This window comes from Gammaproteobacteria bacterium, from assembly GCA_024235095.1.
Classification (GTDB): domain Bacteria; phylum Pseudomonadota; class Gammaproteobacteria; order Competibacterales; family Competibacteraceae; genus UBA2383.
This window is the reverse complement of record JACKNC010000002.1, coordinates 496,846-516,332: the sequence shown is the minus strand read 5'-3', so window position 1 is coordinate 516,332 and position 19,487 is coordinate 496,846. Positions and strand designations below refer to the sequence as shown.

Annotated in this window: 16 protein-coding genes; 6 read left to right on the top strand and 10 right to left on the bottom strand. The window is 54.9% G+C overall.

The features are described 5' to 3' along the window. Positions 1–74 precede the first annotated feature (74 nt). From H6973_15355 to H6973_15340, 4 genes are all read left to right on the top strand, one after another. The gene (locus H6973_15355; GenBank protein ID MCP5126964.1) at positions 75–1,439 is read left to right on the top strand and encodes a transposase; all 1,365 of its coding nucleotides are present in this window, start codon (positions 75–77) and stop codon (positions 1,437–1,439) included. Positions 1,440–1,820: 381 nt separating this feature from the next. Beyond that, entirely contained in the window at positions 1,821–2,906 is a 1,086-nt protein-coding gene (locus H6973_15350) for a helix-turn-helix domain-containing protein (protein ID MCP5126963.1), read from the top strand. A gap of 383 nt (positions 2,907–3,289) precedes the next feature. Further along, a complete protein-coding gene (locus H6973_15345; protein MCP5126962.1) occupies positions 3,290–5,389 on the top strand; it encodes an HDOD domain-containing protein in 2,100 nt (699 codons plus the stop codon). 218 nt (positions 5,390–5,607) lie between these two features. Then, a complete protein-coding gene (locus H6973_15340) occupies positions 5,608–8,145 on the top strand; it encodes an EAL domain-containing protein (protein ID MCP5126961.1) in 2,538 nt (845 codons plus the stop codon). Positions 8,146–8,209: 64 nt separating this feature from the next. On the opposite strand, the gene H6973_15335 is transcribed toward H6973_15340, so the two are convergent. Next, a complete protein-coding gene (locus tag H6973_15335) occupies positions 8,210–10,093 on the bottom strand; it encodes an MFS transporter (GenBank protein ID MCP5126960.1) in 1,884 nt (627 codons plus the stop codon). Positions 10,094–10,269: 176 nt separating this feature from the next. On the opposite strand from H6973_15335, the gene H6973_15330 reads away from it, so the two are divergent. Then, positions 10,270–10,518, top strand: coding sequence for a DUF4124 domain-containing protein (locus H6973_15330; protein MCP5126959.1), 249 nt, complete (start codon positions 10,270–10,272; stop codon positions 10,516–10,518). A gap of 132 nt (positions 10,519–10,650) precedes the next feature. Here H6973_15330 and H6973_15325 read toward each other — a convergent pair whose 3' ends face one another. Then, positions 10,651–11,196, bottom strand: coding sequence for a cache domain-containing protein (locus H6973_15325; protein MCP5126958.1), 546 nt, complete (start codon positions 11,194–11,196; stop codon positions 10,651–10,653). Between the two features lie 46 nt (positions 11,197–11,242). Continuing rightward, on the bottom strand, positions 11,243–11,809 hold the full coding sequence (locus H6973_15320) for an acetate uptake transporter (protein MCP5126957.1): 567 nt from the start codon (positions 11,807–11,809) through the stop codon (positions 11,243–11,245). A 311-nt stretch (positions 11,810–12,120) separates the two neighbouring features. On the opposite strand from H6973_15320, the gene H6973_15315 reads away from it, so the two are divergent. Then, a complete protein-coding gene (locus H6973_15315; protein ID MCP5126956.1) occupies positions 12,121–13,209 on the top strand; it encodes an AI-2E family transporter in 1,089 nt (362 codons plus the stop codon). A 108-nt stretch (positions 13,210–13,317) separates the two neighbouring features. On the opposite strand, the gene H6973_15310 is transcribed toward H6973_15315, so the two are convergent. From H6973_15310 to H6973_15280, 7 genes are all read right to left on the bottom strand, one after another. Next, positions 13,318–14,043, bottom strand: coding sequence for an ABC transporter ATP-binding protein (locus H6973_15310; GenBank protein ID MCP5126955.1), 726 nt, complete (start codon positions 14,041–14,043; stop codon positions 13,318–13,320). After that, on the bottom strand, positions 14,030–14,911 hold the full coding sequence (locus H6973_15305; protein MCP5126954.1) for an ATP-binding cassette domain-containing protein: 882 nt from the start codon (positions 14,909–14,911) through the stop codon (positions 14,030–14,032). The genes H6973_15310 and H6973_15305 overlap by 14 nt, the downstream gene beginning before the upstream one ends. Before the next feature lie 11 nt (positions 14,912–14,922). Continuing rightward, entirely contained in the window at positions 14,923–16,233 is a 1,311-nt protein-coding gene (gene livM, locus H6973_15300; protein MCP5126953.1) for a high-affinity branched-chain amino acid ABC transporter permease LivM, read from the bottom strand. 3 nt (positions 16,234–16,236) lie between these two features. Beyond that, the gene (locus tag H6973_15295) at positions 16,237–17,154 is read right to left on the bottom strand and encodes a branched-chain amino acid ABC transporter permease LivH (GenBank protein MCP5126952.1); all 918 of its coding nucleotides are present in this window, start codon (positions 17,152–17,154) and stop codon (positions 16,237–16,239) included. Positions 17,155–17,382: 228 nt separating this feature from the next. After that, a complete protein-coding gene (locus H6973_15290; GenBank protein ID MCP5126951.1) occupies positions 17,383–18,522 on the bottom strand; it encodes a branched-chain amino acid ABC transporter substrate-binding protein in 1,140 nt (379 codons plus the stop codon). A gap of 251 nt (positions 18,523–18,773) precedes the next feature. Next, entirely contained in the window at positions 18,774–18,965 is a 192-nt protein-coding gene (locus H6973_15285; GenBank protein ID MCP5126950.1) for a hypothetical protein, read from the bottom strand. A gap of 37 nt (positions 18,966–19,002) precedes the next feature. After that, positions 19,003–19,350 (bottom strand): DUF1820 family protein, encoded by a 348-nt coding sequence (locus tag H6973_15280; protein MCP5126949.1) that lies wholly within the window; start codon positions 19,348–19,350, stop codon positions 19,003–19,005. Between the last annotated feature and the right edge of the window lie 137 nt (positions 19,351–19,487).

The window sequence follows — 19,487 nt, the reverse complement described above, 5'->3', positions numbered from 1 at the left end:
ATGTATACCATGCTTGAGAAAGTTTTCGCAGCGCCTTTGCGCGGCAGCGCAGTTGGCTGCTGTTCTGCGCGGTGGTGTTGAGCTTTCTCGCCGCCCCGGAAATGATCGGGGTGACGTCAATGTGCCGGTTCTGGCAGGGGAATGAAGCGGTCTATCACCGGTTTCTGCATTTCTGTCGCTCCAAAGCTTATGATCTAGAGACCCTGTTGGCGACGTGGCAGGGTTATGTGTGGCGTCAGGCCGTCGCCGTCCAGGTGGCCGGGCGGGCTGTCTTGTTGGGTGATCATACGCTGGTGGTCAAGGATGGGGGGCGTATGCCAGGCGTCGTGTCGTTACATGACGCTTCAGAAACCCAGCACAAGCCATCGTACTTCCGCGGGCACTGCTGGGGCGCGATCGGGGTGGTGGTTGGCGCACTCGATGCTTGTTTTTGTTTGCCTTTAGCCCTGCGCATGCATCAAGGCTTTTGCCATTTAGGTCAGGTGGAACCGACTTCACCCCAAAGGGGCGCGGACCCGAGCCTGCCCGAGCGGGTGGTGCAGATGGCCCTGACGTTGACCATCGATCAGGATGGCCCCGCATTTTTAGTCTTGGATGCCTTTTTCTCGATCGCGGGGGTCTTTCGCTTGGCCCAATCCGTTTATTCCATCGCCTTGAAGCAACCGTATTTGGTGATCGTGGCCCGGGCCAAGAAAAATTACGTCGCCTATTTTCCGGCGACCCCGAAGCCGGCCGGCCGGCCCGGACCACAACCCCGTTATGGCGAGAAAGTCCATCTGATAGAAGTTTTTGATTATCCACAAGGTTTTGACGAGGTCGAGTGTTGCGTCTATGGCCAGCGGGAACGGGTGCGGTTGATGAGCGTCCCCTTACTCTGGAAGCCCCTCGGCGACGCCCTCCTGTTCATCTTCGCGATCACCTCGCGCGGCCCTTTGGTCCTCATGTGCTCCGATCTGAGCCTCTCACCCATCACCGCGTTGGAACTCTATTGTGTCCGCACCCGCATCGAAATTCTGTTCGCGGTATTAAAGCAGCTCCTGGGCGCTTTTTGTTTTCACTTCTGGACTTCACACCTACCACGCCATGCCCGCCGTCCGACCCGGAATCGGTCGCTCAAGGCCCCGGTGATTGAGCGTCAGCCCACGGTCGCCGCCTGTTGGCAAGCCTATGAAGTCTTCGTCTTCTGCGCCGTGGTCGCCCAAGGCTTGTTGCAGCTGATCGCTCTGCGCTTTGGCCCTGAAGTCTGGCAACAACATCGGTTCTATCTGCGCACCCGTTCCCGCGACCTGCCCTCGGAGAAAACAGTCCGGCAAGTCCTCGCTCCTCAGGTGATCAAACCACTTCTCGATCTCCCACCAAACAGTCTCATCGCGCAGATCCGACACGCTTTCCAAGGTACCACGGAGGAGGAACCGGCCGACCCGCCTTCGATCGTCTGAATCCTTGCTCAAATCACTCGGTTAAATAATGTATTCTTGGCTGATTAACCTTCAGTCAGGGGCGGTCTTGTTCGACGATTAGACCGAGAACTTACGACTGAGGAGTAACTTAATGGCAGTGAGCCAGCGCCTGGAATCCGGATTATCCAGGATCTGGCCGGGATCTATTTTCTGGTGGTGTCCCTCAGTTTACGTGATGAGCTAAGCCAGTGACGACGACAACATGTATCCTCATTGTGATTGTGGTGTTAATCACTGACCGGGGATCTTATGAAGTGGGAAACGCTCTACTGCCCCAATCGTTCCTGTCACCACTACGGTCGGCCCTTTGGTCAAGGGTTGTTGGTCAAAAATGGTTCCAGTCACGGGAAAAAGCAGGCGTTGTGTCGTTCGTGCGGGAGGAGAGTGTCCTTGACGTACGGAACTGCGTATTTTGACCTCGAGGCCGACCCCGCCGTTTTCGAACTGGCGATGCGGGCGTTGGCGGAGGGAAATTCCATCCAGGGTACGGCACGAATCGTCCAGATCGACAAGGATACGGTTTGTGCGTGGTTGACTCGGGCCGCCCAGCAATGTCGTTTGGTGGTTTTGTCCCATTGGCGCGAGCTGACGGTGACCGAGTGTCAACTGGATGAATTGTGGAGCTTTGTCCATACCAAGGACCAGAATCTGCCGATGGCGCAGCAATGGTGCGAGACGGATGGCGATGCTTGGGTGTGGGTCGCCTTTGCGCCCGAATGGCGCCTGGTGGTAGGGTTTGTCGTGGGCCAGCGCACGCAGGCTCAGGCGAACCTGCTCCTGGAGCGCGTGGTGTATGTGACCGACGATCACGTCCCCTTCTTTACTAGCGACCAATGGCCGGGCTATCCCAGCGCCTTGCTCCATGCCTATGGGGAATGGTATCAGCCCGAGCGCCAAGGGACGCGAGGACGATATCCGGCCCCACGGTGCCGCCCACCGCCGAATTTGCTGTATGCTCAAGTGGTTAAGCGACGTGAAAAAGGACGGGTGGTCGAGGTGACCCGTAAGAGGGTCTGGGGAAGCGCGGACGAGCTTCAGGCGCGATTGGCCGCATCCGCCACCAGCACGACGATCAACACGAGCTTTGTGGAGCGGGATAACCTGGCCTGGCGCGAACACAATCGGCGGTTGGCTCGCAAGACGACCGCGTTTTCCAAGCAACGGTCGTGGATGGAAAAGCAGGTGTGGCTGTCGTTGGCTTACTACCATTTCTGCTTGCCCCACCTGAGCCTGCGTGAGGAATTGCCCACCCCGGAACCGACCCGAGGCAACGGATCGCCCCGTAAATGGCGGCCTGTCACGCCGGCCATGGCGGCGGGGATGACCGATCATATCTGGACCACGGCGGAGTTGCTGGGCTTTCGGGTACCCGCACCGTTTCTGAATACCTTGGAAACCATCAAACACTTGTTCCCCGCACTCGACGATGCTCATCACGTAAACTGAGGGACACCACCTATTTTCTATAGTCGAACAGTTTTGATATTTTTATATTAATTAATAATAACAATAGTTTATTTTATAAAAGTCAATTAACGTAACACTGTTTGACTATACCCTCTTTTCCCGCCTTTCCCGTGATTTCATCCTGGCTCCGCTTTTATCTGTTCTCAATCGGGCCAACTTGACCTGATTGATTTCTCCTTCGTTATTTCTGACAAGTAAGTGTTATTTTTTGGCGGACAACTGTCGGTCTGCAAGCCCATTGCGTTCAATCTGATACGAAAGCGAATGAAAAAAAATAAAAAAACAAGGCACATCCGTTGCAAGGGATATAACAGCAGTTCTCCAAACACAAGCCATGAAATTGAAACGGTTAAACCGATAAAGTGTCTGATTCTCCCCTGTTGGAAATGTCAGTTTTCCAGGATCAGTTTGATGCAAGCGATTTATTAGCGCTGCCGATTTTGCCAACTGTGATGGAAGAATTACTGGAAGTCAGTGAAAGCAGGAATATCGATATCCACAAGCAGGCGCAATGGATGGGTTGCGACCCGGTTTTAAGCCTGCGGTTGCTGACCATGCAGCATGCGCCAGATCAGACCTCGCAATCGCCAAACCTCCAAAACGCATTGGCGATCATTAATCCAACCACCTTGAGAACCCTGGTAGTCGCTAATGCGCTTCAACAGTCTGCAATCCAGCAGGCCGGTTTTCCGGCCTCGACGCTGAAACGATTCTGGCGTCACTCCCTGCGTTGCGCTCATCTCGCCCGCCGGTTGGCTGAGATTACAAGTTTCCCTGATCCGGAAACCGCCTATTTAGTCGGGTTACTGCACGATCTAGGCAAATTGGCGCTCAGCGCCCGTCAGGCCACGGCGCTCGATGAAATCCATACTCTAAGCCGCACCGCCCGAACTCTGAATGAAGCTCTCGAGCTGGAGCAGCGCTTGCTGGGCGCTGATCATTGCGCACTGGGCGCAGCGCTGCTGGATAACTGGAAATTGCCTCCGTTATTGAGCGACGCGATCCGCTACCATCACTTGAACGCTCACGAGTTGCGCGGCGCTCATCCCCTGCTGTGTTTGCTACATGTCGCGAATGCCCTGAGTCAGGAAACCGGATGTTCGGAAACGGCGCTGGCTGAAGAGAGTGAATTGCTGTACCTGAATCCATCCGCACTGGAACACGCACACGTCGGAATAGAGTCACTGATTGAACCACTGATCAACGAGCTGGGAATCGCGGCGACCGATGTCGAGCATCGGGCGGGGCCTGCGTCCGTGCGTGGAGCGCTGCCCGATGTCATTCATGAACTGGCGCTGATTGACGCTATCCGCAGCGAACTCAACAGCGCCGAAGATGCATCGCAAATACAGGAAGCGATCGCTCGATGCGCAACGCTGCTCTTTGATCTGACCGAGGCTCATTTTTTTCATTACGACGCACAGACCGGCCTGCTGCGCCATCATCCTTCGGCGCAATGGCCCGATCCATTCACTATCGACCTAGCTGGAGCGACCAATGCCTTCCAGCGCGCAGCGCAGGAGCAGCAAATCCATCATTCGCTGGAACCGGAAATCCCGCCAGGCATTATTGACCAGCAACTGGCCAGACAGTGGCAAAGCGCAGGGGTGTGGTGTTTGCCGCTTCATGCCGGAGATCGACTCGCAGGCATACTCGGCGCGGGTGTTTCACGGATTCAATTGCCCCGTCTGCAAGCCCGGGAGCGCCTGTTGCGCCGTTTCGCGGCGACTGCGGCAACGACGATCGACAATCTGAACCGGCGGGAAATCCAGCAACGCCGGGTCCGTGAAGATCGGGAATTAATACAACGACAACATTTGCGCGCGATCCTGCATGAAGCTTCCAATCCTCTGACCATCATTCGCAATTCGCTTTACATGCTGGCTGCAAAAGTCGGCGAGCAAGCCGCTGAAGAACTGCGAGTATTGAGGGAAGAAACCGAACGCGCGAGTCGCATTTTGCAGCGTCTTGCTAAACCAGAAGAATCACTGGCGGAATCCAGCTTCGATTTAAACACAACGATCTACGACCTGGCGCGGGTGCTCGATGAAGCGCTGTGTCGGCCACACGGCATCGACTTGAGCTTGCATCTCCAAGAAGGACTGGCGCCGCTCACGCAGGGACGCGACGCCATCCGGCAAATGCTGCTGAATCTGGTGCGCAACGCCGCCGAAGCCTTGGGAGAACGAGGCCATATTAGCGTGACGACCCAGGACGATATCAATCTGCACGGGCGTCTGTATGTGGAAATCGCTGTCGCTGACGACGGCCCGGGTTTCCCCGAAGGATTACGCGCCCGGCTTTTCCAACCGGTAACCAGCGCCAAGGGTGAAGGACACGCCGGCCTAGGGTTGTCGATTGTCAAAAATCTCGTTGACGAGCTGGGCGGTCTAATAAGCTGTCGTCCCCATCCGGGAGGCGGTACGGTCTTTCTAATATTACTGCCACAAGCTAATGTTTAATCTCGCGTTTTTCATATTTTCCCTCTCTCCCCGCGCAAAATTCCCGGCAAATCGATTATAACGATGGGTCACTTTACAGATCGTAACTGTCATCTTGCCCTGAATTAGTTAATACTAATAAATTGTAAGCGAAGCGATCTTCTATTAGAGCGTTTTAAAGCGCCAGGACTGTTAACCCTGGGGGAACTAGGATTCGACAAACAGGGGGAAATAAGGGAATGGATGAAAACGAGATATTATCCATACTCGTAGTGGATGATGAACTGGGCTTACTGGTCAGCCTCGAACAATTGCTCAGGATGCAGGGTTATCAGGTGACCGTCGCCGCCAGCGGCGTACAGGCTTTAGCGTATCTTGCCGAAATCCGCTACGATTTGTTGCTGCTGGATTTGGCCATGCCTGGCGTCAGCGGCGCCCGGGTGCTGGACTTTATCACCGAACACAGTTTGGATATCGCGGTTATTGTCATTAGCGGCACCACCTCGGTGATTGAAGCGACGTCCGCCATGCGGCGAGGCGCCATCGATTTTCTGCGCAAGCCCTTCGGTCCCGAGGAACTGCTGGGCAGCGTAGCCAATGCCGCCCATAAACGGGCGCTAGAGCGCGCTAACCGGCGCATGAGTCAGCGCCTGGAAGCCTCCGAGCGCCTGCACCGCTTCATCGTTGAGCATTCTCCCGACCTGATCTTCGTGCTCGACGTGGAAGGCCGGTTTACCTATCTCAATCACCGCATCAAAACGTTGTTGGGTTTCGAACCCGAGGTTTTGGTCGGAAAATCGTTGCTGGAGCTGGTCACGCCCATGGACCGCGGAAAGGTCAAGCAGCTTTTGGCCGATCTGGCCGATGGACCGACAAAATCTCTTTCTGCTGAACTTTGCCTGGCGCGCGATCCCGAATTCCGTCGTCATTATCCCCGCTTGCCGCCGCTGGTGATTGTGGAAGTCATCGCACTGGCGATCATCGAAGAAAACTTGCAGGCGTCGCGCTGCATGGGCAGCCATATCGTCGCCCACGATATCACCGAACGCCGCCGGGCCGAAGAAGCCCTGCGCCGGGCCAGCGCCCGTCTGGAGCATGTCGTTGGTGCCAGCCCGGCGGTCATTTACTCACGCCACCCCGGTCCGGGCATGCCGATCAATTTTGTCAGCGCTAACATATATGAATTGATCGGTTATCATGCGGAAGAATTGCTCGCTGATCACCACCTATGGGAGCGTTTGATTCATATGGATGACTGGATGCGCCTGGACGCAGCCCTGGAAAACCTGGACAAGCACCATCCCGTGAGCTGCGAATACCGAGTGCAGCATCGGAATGGCGAATGGCGCTGGATACGGGATACGGTGCGCCTGATTTTCGACGACGAGGGGCGCCCCCTGGAGCGGGTCGGCTCCTGGCTGGACTACACCGAGGCGCAACAACTTGCCGAGCAGCTGACCCATCAGGCCAGCCATGATTCACTCACGGAGCTCGCCAATCGGCGAGCTTTTGAAACCAGTCTTCAGCAGGCGCTGGAAAGCGCCCGGAGTCAAGGCGCAGAACATGTTTTGTTCTATCTGGATCTGGACCAGTTCAAGATTATTAACGATACCTGCGGGCATATAGCGGGCGATGCCTTGCTGCGCGAGTTGTCACGGATTCTGCAAACACGGGTGCGTCGACAGGATACGCTGGCGCGGTTAGGCGGCGACGAATTTGGGGTGCTCATGGAGCATTGTTCCCTGTCCGACGCCTTGCGCGTGGCCAACACGCTCTGCGCTGCAATTAGCGAATTCCGCTTCACCTGGGATAACAAGACGTTCCATGTGGGCGTCAGTATTGGCGTGGTGCCGATTAATGAAAACAGCGAAAGTTGCGCCAGCGTCCTGAGCGCCGCTGACAGCGCCTGTTACGCCGCCAAGGACGCGGGCCGCAACCGGGTCCACCTGTATAAGGAGAACGACCTGGAGCTAGCGCGCCGCAAGGGCGAAATGCGCTGGGTGTCCCGCATTAATCAGGCTTTGGAAGACAATCGCTTTCAACTGGCTTTCCAGCCGATTGTCCCCACTTTGGGGCCGCTCGGTGGCCATCACTACGAACTGCTCCTACGCATGAAGGACGAGACCGGCCAGCTCGTAATGCCAGGCGCTTTTTTACCGGCGGCTGAACGCTATCACCTGGCGGGAAAGCTCGATCAATGGGTGGTGGGAACCGCTCTAGACTGGCTGTCCAGCAATCCTGGTCATCTTAATGATCTCTCCCTGTGCTCCATCAACCTGTCCGGTCATTCCCTGGGCAACGACTATTTGCTGAACTATCTCGTAGGGCGTCTGGCGCCGCAACCGCCGCTGACGCGCAAAATTTGCTTTGAAATCACCGAAACCGCTGCGATTGCCAATCTTTCCAGCGCCCTGCATTTCATTCATACTCTGAAAGATATTGGCTGCCGCTTCGCCCTCGATGATTTTGGCAGCGGCTTTTCCTCATTCGCCTATCTCAAAAAACTTCCTGTGGACTTTCTCAAGATCGATGGCATGTTTGTCCAGGACATCATCGATGATCCAGTCTCATTGGCGATGGTGAATTCTATCAATGAGATCGGGCATGTCATGGGCATGGAAACCATTGCCGAATTCGTGAAAGACGATGAGGTTCTCAATAAATTGCGCATGATCGGCGTAAATTATGCGCAAGGCTATGGAGTCGGCAAACCGCAGCCCCTGTCCGATCTGGCCGCGTCCAGAATAGATTATATCCCTCGCACTCTGTTTGGATAGAATCAGCGCCCCCCTCCCCTTAACTCCCCTCCCCGCAAGCGGGCAAGGGGAGTGAACGGCTGGATCAGGGCCAATCCCCCCGCAAGGCAACCACTTTTTCGCGCAACAGGGGAGAGGCCGCCTGATTCGGGGGGACCGGTTCACCGACTATCAGCTCGATCCGCGACCAGAAGCGCCTTGGAAAATGGCTCATCGCCTTGCCAAGCCGTCGGCTAAAGAAACTGCCCCATAACCCGCGCAGCGCCATCGGCACGACCGGAACCGGGTTACGCCGGATAATACGCTGAACGCCGCCCTTGAACGGACCAATCTCGCCATCCCCGGTCAAGCGCCCCTCCGGAAAGATTCCCACCACCTCGCCTTCCTCCAGATAGCGGGCGACCCGCTCATAAGCTTGTTCCAGAATTGCAGAATTTTCTCGCGCCGGAGCAATGGGAACAGCCCCCGCTGTGCGAAAGACAAAGCTGAGCACTGGGATTTGAAAAATTTGATAGTCCATCACAAAGCGAATCGGTCGCCGACAACAGCCAATCACCACCAAGGCGTCCATGTAGCTGACATGGTTGCAAATCACTACCACTGGCCCCTCTTCGGGAATGTGCTCAAGTCCCTGGGTGCGTAACCGGTAAACGGTGTTGACCAGAATCCAGACAATAAAGCGCATCAGGAATTCCGGCACCAGAGTAAAGATATAAATCGCCACAACGGCGTTGAAAATAGCGGTTAGCAGCAGGAACTGTGGAATGCTCAATCCCACCCTGTCGAGAAAAAGGATCGCCAGGACCGCCGACAGCACCATGAACAGGGCATTAATAATGTTGTTACCAGCGATGACCCGCGAACGGAAGGCCGGTTCGCTGCGTTGCTGCACCAGGGCATACAACGGCACAATATAGAAACCGCCGAATGTCCCCATGAGCAGAATGTCCAACAGCACTCGCCAACTGGAAGCGCTGCGCAGAAATTCCTGCGCTCCGATCAGCGGCGCATCGATGGCAACGGAAGGAACCGCGAAGAACAAATCAATGCCAAACAGGCTCAGGCCAATTGAGCCAAACGGCACCAAACCCAGTTCCACCTGCCGCCCTGACAGTCGCTCGCATAACATAGAGCCGATGCCAATCCCTAGAGCGAAGGTCGTCAATAGCAACGTCACGACATGTTCATCGCCGCCCAGGTTCAGCTTGGTATAGTTGGGCAATTGCGCCAGATAAGTCGCACCCAGGAACCAGAACCAGGAAATGCCCATCACCGATAAAAATACGGTGCGATTGCGACGAGTAATGTTGATAGTACGCCAGGTTTCGGTGAATGGATTCCAGTTGATGCGCAGATCAGGCGCATCGGGTTCTGCGCGCGGAATGAACAAACTGGAAAGAAAGCCCAGAATGGCCAGAATCACGACGGCGCTCGCGACCAGCCAGGGACCATTGTCCTGGATAGCGATTAGCACTCCGCCCAGCAGGGTGCCGATCAGGATAGCCAGAAACGTCCCCATTTCCACCCAGCCATTGCCGCCGACCAGTTCTTCCGGTTTCAAGTGCTGGGGCAGAATGCTGTATTTCACCGGACCGAACAAAGTCGATTGCGCGCCCATCAGGAACAGCAGGCCGATTAGCAGAGGCACGCTGTCCAGAATAAATGCCGCCGCTGCGCCTAACATGATCAGAATTTCCAGGAGTTTGATCCAGCGCATTAAACGGGATTTTTCGTACTTATCGGCCAGTTGTCCGGCAGTGGCCGAAAACAAGAAGAACGGCAGCACGAACAGGCCAGCGCTGGCGTTGACCAGCACATTCGCCTGGGCCGGATCGGCGGCTTGGAAAGCGATGAGGATAATCAGGGCGTTCTTAAAGACATTATCGTTGAACGCGCCCAGAAACTGGGTCATAAAAAACGGTAGGAATCGCCGTTCTTTTAACAGGGTAAACTCGTTGCCGGTGGACATGCAGCAGGACTCTCCGAAATTGCAGGGTCGATGACTGCTATTTACAGGAGAATTGATTATTCTTCCAATCTTGCAGGCACCGGCTGGAGGGGATGAGGAGGAACTGAGGGTTTATGCAGCAAGAACATTCGAGAAAAAACTGGAAATGCGCGCGGCGACAGTCCGGCGTTGTTCCAATGTGGTTGTTGATTACGCTAGGCATTCTTCTGGGGGGAATTCTGTTGTACTGGTACACGACGCCCCGGGAGACGCCCTCTTGGATACGCGACTGGTTGCCGGGAATGCCCGAGTATACGAGGCCGCTCTACCAGTGGCGCGATGATGGGGGACAAGTGCAGATCACCGATAAACCACCCCGGGACCGACCTTACAATATTGTCCAGTATCGCAGCGATACGAATGTGACGCCGCCACAAAAACCGTGAAAAGTTGGGCTGCCAAAAGACCAGCAACCCAACCTAAATCCTGAAAAAACAGTTTACAGCTCTCCTCACCAGACGCCTTGTATCGCTTGTTTCAGAGAGCAGGGATCAAAAGCACGGGAATGAACGATACTGCTATGGCGCATCCTTTTTCGGCTCGACCGCTTGTTGCGCCAGCTTGTTCAATTCCTCGACGCTCATTGTATCATCGTAGATACCTGCGCCGACTCTTACGTCTGGTTGAAAAGACACCTCGGTGCTTTGGGTGTAGGAAATCTTACGAGAGGCTTTAGCTTCGCCAGGCTTTGGCCACCAGTATTCGACCCAGCCGCCATCCGCTTTTTTACCCACATCACACAACTTCTGGAAGAGCTTATTTCCTTTGTCATCTTCCATTTGCAGAATCGGTTTGCCCACTAAATCGGGGCGCAGGGGGTGAGCGATCATCTTGTTATCCCGACAACTGAAGACAAATACATAGCTGTCCTTCCATACCCAGCGCGCATTGTTATTGAAGTCCGGAAAACCGGCCTGGCCCTTGTCATGCAGGTACTTGGCTGCTTCGTGAACTTTAGCGATGACTTCCTCGGCGGTGGCGGCGTCGGGACCGCTGGCTCCAACCCATGCTGGCGCGGCGAGCATCAGCGCCAGGCTGGCGCAACTCAACAATTTCTTTCGCATCTTGAAAATCCTCTCGAAATGAGTGATGGGGGCAAGAAATCCGTGATCAGGAAACCCAGGGCTTGCCCGCTGGCAAGAGCTCCTTACCGTAAATCTCGTTCAGAATGACCCGCGCCATCATGTACCAGGCGGCCAGGGCGCAGACCATCAGTTCATAGCCAGCCACCACGGTCAGGCCCGGATAGCCGAAATGCGCCAGATCGAGCAGGATGAACCCAATGAGCAGTGTAGTGAAGGTAAAGGCCATCGCGCCATGAACCCGCAGCGACCCAACCCACAAAATCGCGGTGAACAATGTCCAGGCGACCAGGAACCAGCCTACATCGGTGGTGCTGGCCTTGAACAGGTCGTACTTATTGCCGAGCAACATCAGGCACAGAGCAATCCAGAATGCGCCATAGGAAGTAAAAGCGCAGTAACCGAAATTGTTACCGGTTTTCATCTCCTGGAGACCGGCAATCAGCTGCGCGGTTCCACCGAACATCAATCCCAGCCAAACCACAGGGCCGATGCTGGGCATCCAGCCAACATTGTGGAATTGCAAAACCAGGGTGGTCAAACCAAATCCAGCTAGCCCAACCACTGCTGGATTACCAAGTTTTTGTTCAGACATACTTTTTTCTCTCTCCTAAAGTAGTTTTTTCCGACCGCTTGCATCAATTCCCGGTTTGAGGAATATGCTGCATTTCAAACGGGGCGATTAATATAACATAGTTTTAAAGAGAGCAACCCTTATCCCCATGCCTCTCTGACAGGAAGAGGAAGTTTTAAATACTTCAAAAATCATGGATCGTCATTAGTATCGTAATGCATAAGAACAGTTGCTATGTCACAATTAAAATATATAAAATATATAAAATATATAAAATATACAAGATATAGAAATTTTAAAGTTTAAATTTTTAAGAACAGGATCAAGGTCGAATGATCAAATATGCTTTAGCTTTAATTTTGGCTTTACTCTTGCCAACATTATTAATCATGTGGTTCATTCCTGGTTTTGGCTTGGTGTTGCTGGGTTCAATGTTGCTGGCTTATGTGTTAGATCCGATTGTCAATTGGTTGGAGAAGCGCATCTGTCGGCGATCATTCAGCGCTTTTATTTTAACCTTTATTCTTCCTAATCTGCTGTTGTTATGGTTTTTATTCGTGTTACCTGATATCCTTAATCAACTGATAATAATCACAAAAGGCTTCCCTGCCTTGTATGATCAGGCGTTGGCACCCATTCTTGAAAGTCGGATTGGAGTGCGACTGGACTGGAGCTGGGTGATGGACCATCTACCGCGCTGGTCTACAGATTATCTGACACACAGCTTTGAAAGCATTCTTAAATTTAACTTGTATGCACTACTGTTCATAGTGATCGCCTTTATTCTGTTGCGCGATTGGGAACGGATTATCGCTACCCTGCGAACCATTTTTTACGATTTAACTCCGGATGCCTGGAACGATGAGATCGATCAATTGTTCATGCAAATCGGTCAGTCAATTTCGCGCCTGATCCGCGGACAGTTGCAGATTGGCAGCATTTTGGCGATCTATTATGGTTTGGCGTTCCATATTCTGGGGACGTTGGCTGAGGGAGATTTGCGTTTTTTCAGTGTCTGGATGCTGATCGGCATCGTCACCGGCTATCTGAATATACTGCCCTATATCGGGGTGCCGATGGGTGGATTGGTCGCTGGCGTATTGGCGCTGATGACTTTTAAATTTGAAGTTTTGTGGATTTATATCGCCTTGCTGATCACGGTGACATTAGGTGTCACCATCGACCATAAAATCCTGACTCCCGCTATTATAGGCCGCACGGTTAAGGTCTATGAATTGTTTGTGTACCTAACCATTTATCTCGGTGGGACATTGGGTGGAGTCGTTGGGGTGATTTTCGCGCTGCCCGCCATGGTGATCATCAACGAGATCGTCAAGCATTTTTACAAACATTGGTTGCTGCACCGTCATGTCGAACGTGAAAGCGTCCAGCGCTCGGGCGGCAACGAACCGCAATTGTAACCGACGCCAAAAAACCGTTCGACCCCGCCGTATGATTCGGGTCGATACGTTGATCTGGATCAATTTTTTCTACAGGACTACCTTTAGGGCTACCCAGAAATGGAAATCTCACCCTCGTCCGCCCAGGTAAGCCCGCCTTACTTCCGGGTCAGCCAGCAGCTCCTCGCCTGTTCCCGACAGGTGAATTTCGCCATTGACCAGCACATAGCCGCGCTGGGCCAGTTTCAGCGCGTGATGAGCATTTTGTTCCACCAAAAAGATCGTTGCGCCACTATCGCGAATTTCCTGAATCGTGGCGAAAATGCGTTGCACCATTAGCGGCGCCAGCCCCAGACTGGGTTCATCCAGCAGCAATAACCGGGGCCGGCTCATCAGCGCCCGGCCAATCGCCAGCATCTGCTGTTCACCGCCGGAGAGCGTGCCGGCCCGCTGATTGCGCCGTTCCTTCAGACGCGGGAACAGTTCAAATACTTTAATCAGGTCAGCGTCCACATGATCGATCCCGATGGGAATCGCCCCCATCAACAAATTTTCCTCCACGCTCATCGCCGCAAAGATTCGTCGTCCTTCCGGGGCTTGCGCAATGCCTCTCTTGGCGATTTCATGCGTGGGCAGGCTGGTGATATCCTGACCCTGATAGCGAATCCAGCCTCCCGCCGGTTGTGGATCGCCAAACAGGCTCATCAATAAGGTCGATTTGCCGGCCCCATTCGCGCCGATCAGGGTCACGATCTCGCCTGGATTAATGTACAAAGAGACTTGACGCAACGCTTGAATCGGGCCATAGCGGGCATCCAGTTCGTGAATTTGCAACAACGGCTCAACGGGACTCATCGTCGTTCACCGCCTCGGTTCCCAGATAAGCCGCCAGCACGGCGGGATGATGCGCCACAGTCTGCGGATCGCCGTCAGCAATGACCTCGCCATAATCCAGCACCACAATGTGTTCTGATAAATCCATCACCAAGCTCATGTCGTGTTCAATCAGTAGAATCGTAACGCCGTGTTCATCACGTAACTGGCGAATCAACTGACTGAGTTCCGTCGTTTCGCGGGGATTCAAACCCGCCGCCGGTTCGTCGAGACACAACAATCGGGGACTCGTACACATGGCGCGGGCGATTTCCAGCCGACGTTGATGGCCGTAGGGCAATTCTCCGGCCAAGCGATTCGCGTCTTCAGCCAATCCAAATACCTGGAGCCAGGCATAAGCGCGCTCCAGAGCATCCCGTTCCGACTGGCGATAAGCTGCAGTTCGCAATAAACCGGCCAGCAGGTTGCGATTGAGTTGCAAATGCTGGGCGACCAGCAGGTTTTCAATCGCCGTCATTTCCTTGAATAACCTTACGTTCTGGAAAGTGCGCGCCACTCCGGCCCGCGTCACCCGGTGGGTGCCGCCAAACATTTTGTAATACAATCGGTCGGCAAAGACCGCTGGGTTAATAAAGTCGCTCGCCTTGAAGGGTTGGCCAAGAATACTAATCAGATCAATGGCAGCGCGCGGTGTATGCAAGGCAATCCGGCCTTCCGTGGCTTTGTAGAAGCCGGTCAAGCAATTGAATACCGTGGTCTTGCCAGCGCCATTGGGACCGATCAGCGCAGAGATCGAATTACACTTGACCGCAAAGCTGATGTCGTTGAGGGCCAGGATACCGCCAAAGCGCATGGTCAACCCGGTCACTTCCAGAATCGGCGGATGGATCGGATCAATGGTCATGGGCATAACCCCTTGACCTCGAAAGCGCGCCGCCGGGGGCGCATCAAGCCGCGCGGTCGCCAGATCATCATCAGCACCATTAGCGCCCCAAAGGCAAATACCCGGTAGTCGGCGAAGGCGCGCAGTAGTTCCGGGAGAATCGTCAGCACCACCGCCGCCACAATCACTCCGGTTGTGGAACCAAGTCCGCCGAGCACCACGATGGCGACAATCAACGCCGACTCAAAGAAATTGAAGGACATCGGGTTGATGAAACCTTGGTAGGTCGCAAAAAAGACGCCAGCGATACCGCCGACCGTGGCGCCCATCATAAAGGCTGACAGTTTGACCAGGACGTGGTTAATACCCAGGGCGCGACAGGCAATTTCGTCCTCGCGCAACGCTTCCCAGGCGCGACCGACCGGCATGTCGCGCAGGCGGGTAACCACTACGACCATCAGGCAGACGATCAGAAATAAGACCAGGTAAATGAAGACAAAACGGTGGAGGGGGTCATAGCTGATCTGGAAATATTCATGAAAGGGCACACCCCCATCCCGGGCGGTGCGGGTGAACTCCAGACCAAATAACTGCGGAGCGGGGGCAGAGACGCCGTTAGGGCCACCGGTGAACTCCAGCCAGTTGTTCAGCACCAGGCGGATAATTTCGCCAAAACCCAGGGTGACAATCGCCAGGTAGTCGCCGTGCATACGCAGCACCGGAAAACCGAGTACGCCGCCGAACAGCGCCGCCAGCATCGCGGCCAATGGCAGTGCGCTCCAGAAACCGAGATCGAGATACTGTGCGCCCAAGGCCAGACCGTAAGCGCCCACAGCGTAAAAAGCGACATAGCCCAGATCCAGCAATCCGGCCAGTCCAACCACAATGTTCAAGCCCAGACCGAGCAGCACGTAGATCATGGCCTGGATCAGTACGGTCAGCCAGTATTTGCTGGCTAGAAACGGCAGAGTCAGGCCAAGGATGATAATGGCCAACAACCACCAACGCTGCCTGCCGCTTTCCGCGGCGCTGACTACCAGCACGCCCGGTTGCCGGCGACGGGCGTTGAACCGGTCAAGCGCGGCCTGCCCCGCCGGAGTATGCGTCGCCAACGTCACCAGGAACCGGCCCACGGCAATGATCGCGGCGATCAGCAACGGGCGCTGCAATTCATTTTTGACCTGATAACCATCCAGCACCAGACCGACGATGGGGCCAAGCAGCAGGAGCGCCAGCGCGAAGGCAGCGGCGGCTTCCAGGACGGCTTGACGAAAAACCAGATTCCAGCGAACCTCGCTGGCAGCGGGTGAAGCAGCAGTCGACGGCATGACTTACACCTTCTCTACTTCCGGTTTACCCAGCAGGCCGGTGGGGCGGAAGATCAGCACCAGCACCAGCAGCGAGAAAGCGAACACGTCTTTATAATCCGTGTTCACCATGCCGGAGAACAGCGCTTCCGACAAACCGAGAATCAAGCCGCCCAGCATCGCGCCGGGCAACGAGCCGATGCCGCCCAGAACCGCTGCGGTGAAGGCTTTTATTCCAGTCACGAAGCCAATGTAGAAATCGAAAGAACCGTAATTCAGGGTAACCAGCACTCCAGCGATCGCCGCCATAGCCGCGCCGATCACGAATACAGTGGAGATGATGCGGTCAGTATTAATGCCAAGAATCGCCGCCATCCGTCGGTCCTGTTGCGTCGCGCGGCATTGCCGGCCCAGCGAAGTGCGCTGGATGAGCCAGGTCAGCGCCGCCATGCTGGTCAGGGAAACCACGATGATCATTAACTGCACCAGGGTGATTTGCACGAAATCATTGCCTTCGCCAAAACGCAGCGTGGCTGGAATCAGGCTCGGCACGCCCTGGGTTTTAGCGCCCTGACTCAATTGCACCCCGTTTTGCAGCACCAGCGACATGCCAATAGCGGAAATCAGCGGCGCCAACCGGGGCGCGCTGCGCAACGGGCGGTAAGCCACCCGCTCAATGGTCCAGCCATAAGCGGCGGTGATCAGCATGGTCGTCGCCAGGGTCGCCAACAGCGCGAAGGGCAGCGAGTCAATGCCAAAGGAGAACAGGACTGCCAGGCAGATCGCGGTTAGATAGGCCGAGACCATGTACACATCGCCGTGAGCGAAGTTGATCATGCCGACGATGCCATACACCATGGTGTAGCCAATGGCGATCAGGCCGTAGATGGAACCCAGTGTCAGGCCATTGACCAGTTGCTGGGCAAGAATATGCCAGTCCATGCGTATCAGATTGCCGGGTGAGTGATAGGAAAAGGCGGCGACTCTCCCCCACAAGGAGGTAGAGCCGTTAAGTTCTGCTGATTCTGATGGGCAGGGCGAGTTAGCGTAGCGTAACCCACCACCGCTGAAGTCCAGCAAAATCGGCAGGTTACGAGCTGACGCTCCAACCCGCCCTACACAGAATTTAACAGCCCTGCCCACAAGGAGGGAGAGCAAGGGAGGCAAGAATTACTTCTGCATTTCCGTATAGTTACCGTCCGGCCCCCAGACGAACAACGAGAAGCTGGTTTCGTTCAGATCGCCTTTGGCGTCCCAGGTCTTGGGGCCCAGTACGGTGGGTACGGTGTGGGATTTGAGCCATTCGGCCAATTTCATACCGTCCCCCGTCTTGGCGCCATTCATACTGGCGGCGATGGCTTCCAGCGCAGCGTAGGCATACAGCGTGAAGCCCGCGGGGTCAAAGCCCGCCGCCTTCATTTTCTTGACCACTTCCTGGCTGGAAGCAATGTTGCGCGCCTCGCGGACTGAAGTCATGTAAGCGCCCTCAACGAACTGCGGGCCACCCGCAGTAGTGACGATGGCCGGATCAAGGCTGCCATCGCCGGAAAGAAAGTTGACTTTCAGACCCTGTTCACGCAATTGACGCAGTAACGGTCCCGCTTCGTTATACAAGCCGCCGAAATACACGGTGTCGGCGCCAGCCGCTTTAATCTTGGTCACCAGCGCATTAAAGTCCTTTTCGCCGCGCGTCAGTCCCTCGTATAACACGACCCGGTCGTCGGCATTCAACTCTTTCAGCCGGGCGCGCATGGCGTCGGCGATGCCCTGGCCATAGGTGTCCTTGTCATGCACCACGGCGATTTTCTTGGCTTTGAGTTCGTTGACGATGAAGTCGGCGGCCAAAGGACCCTGCTGGTCATCACGTCCACACATGCGAAATACGGTCGGCAGACCGCGCTCGGTCACTTGAGGATTAGTGGAGCCGGGAGTGATCATCAGGACGCCCGCGTCGGCATAGACTTCGGAAGCCGGGATCGTCGATGAAGAACAGAAGTGGCCGACGACGGCCGCCACTTTATCCTGATCCAGCAAACGGTTAGCCACTGCCGTCGCTTGCTTGGGTTCGCAGGCGTCATCACCCTTAACCAGTTCGATTTGCTTGCCGTCGATGCCGCCAGCGGCATTGATGTCCTCGGCTGCCTGGCTGGCGCCGCGCCAGAACTGTTCGCCAAACGCCGCGTAGCCGCCGGTCATTGGACCCGCCACGCCGATCTTGATGGTGTCTTTGGCATTCGCCAGACTGCCTAAGCCCAGGCCGCCGGCCAAAGCGACCGCCAAAAGGCAACGCGAGAAGGAAGGTTGATTCATCAATGCACTCCTTGGGTGTGGGTTATGTACAGGGTATTTTCGCGCGAACACGAAAAATTATCGGGAATCACCAAGGCGCCGACAATCCGACGCAATTAAGCTTTTCTTAATTTTATTGACATTGCCTGATTATGCGAGTTTTTGCAAAGATTACTACTATCTATCAGGTCACAACCGATCATGATGCTCGAAGCGGTAAGTCAGTAACGGATTGAACAGCCAAGCGGCCTGCTTCGCGGCGATGAGCAATTTCAACGCACCATCTGGATCAAAAAGAACACAAACAACACGACCAAGCCAATCGGGATTAACGCCGCTGGCCAATCCTTTTTGGCGGTTTTACCGCGTTCAAGAGCGGCCTTGATGCCGGGCCGGAACCATAAAATCACCAGTAACGCCACCACTCCGCCCAGTAGCACTTCCCACCATGCTGCGCTTTCCATAGATTGCCTCCGCTTGAGAAATCGTTGTCAGGATTGCTTAATTCTTGTCCCGGTTGCCACCGGGGGGAAACGCGGGTTGCGGAAACGGCGTCACGTTGTCGCCGCCTTCCGCCGGACGAATCTTGCTGACCCCTTCGCGCTCCACCTCGTCAATGCGCATGACTGAGTACACGGGAATAAAAGTCCGTTGCACCCCGGCAAACTCATTCTGCAAACGCTCCTCGGCAGGGTTGACCAGCACACTGGAGCGCTCGCCGAAAATGAGTTCTTCGACTTCGATGAAACCATACAAATCGGCTTGATGAATATTGCGGGCATAGAGTTCGTAAAGTTTGCCCTGGTTAACAAAAAGGACGCGATAGATGCTTTTAGTGATTTTGGACATGGGCTTTCGGGCTGCTGTTGGAGGCTTGCCAATCTAACGCGATTCGCTAAAACGGGCAAATTCCCTGCTCGACAAAACCAGCTCTTACAAGCGAAATTCACTCTAAACCGGCTATATGAGTCATTATCCGGGTTTTG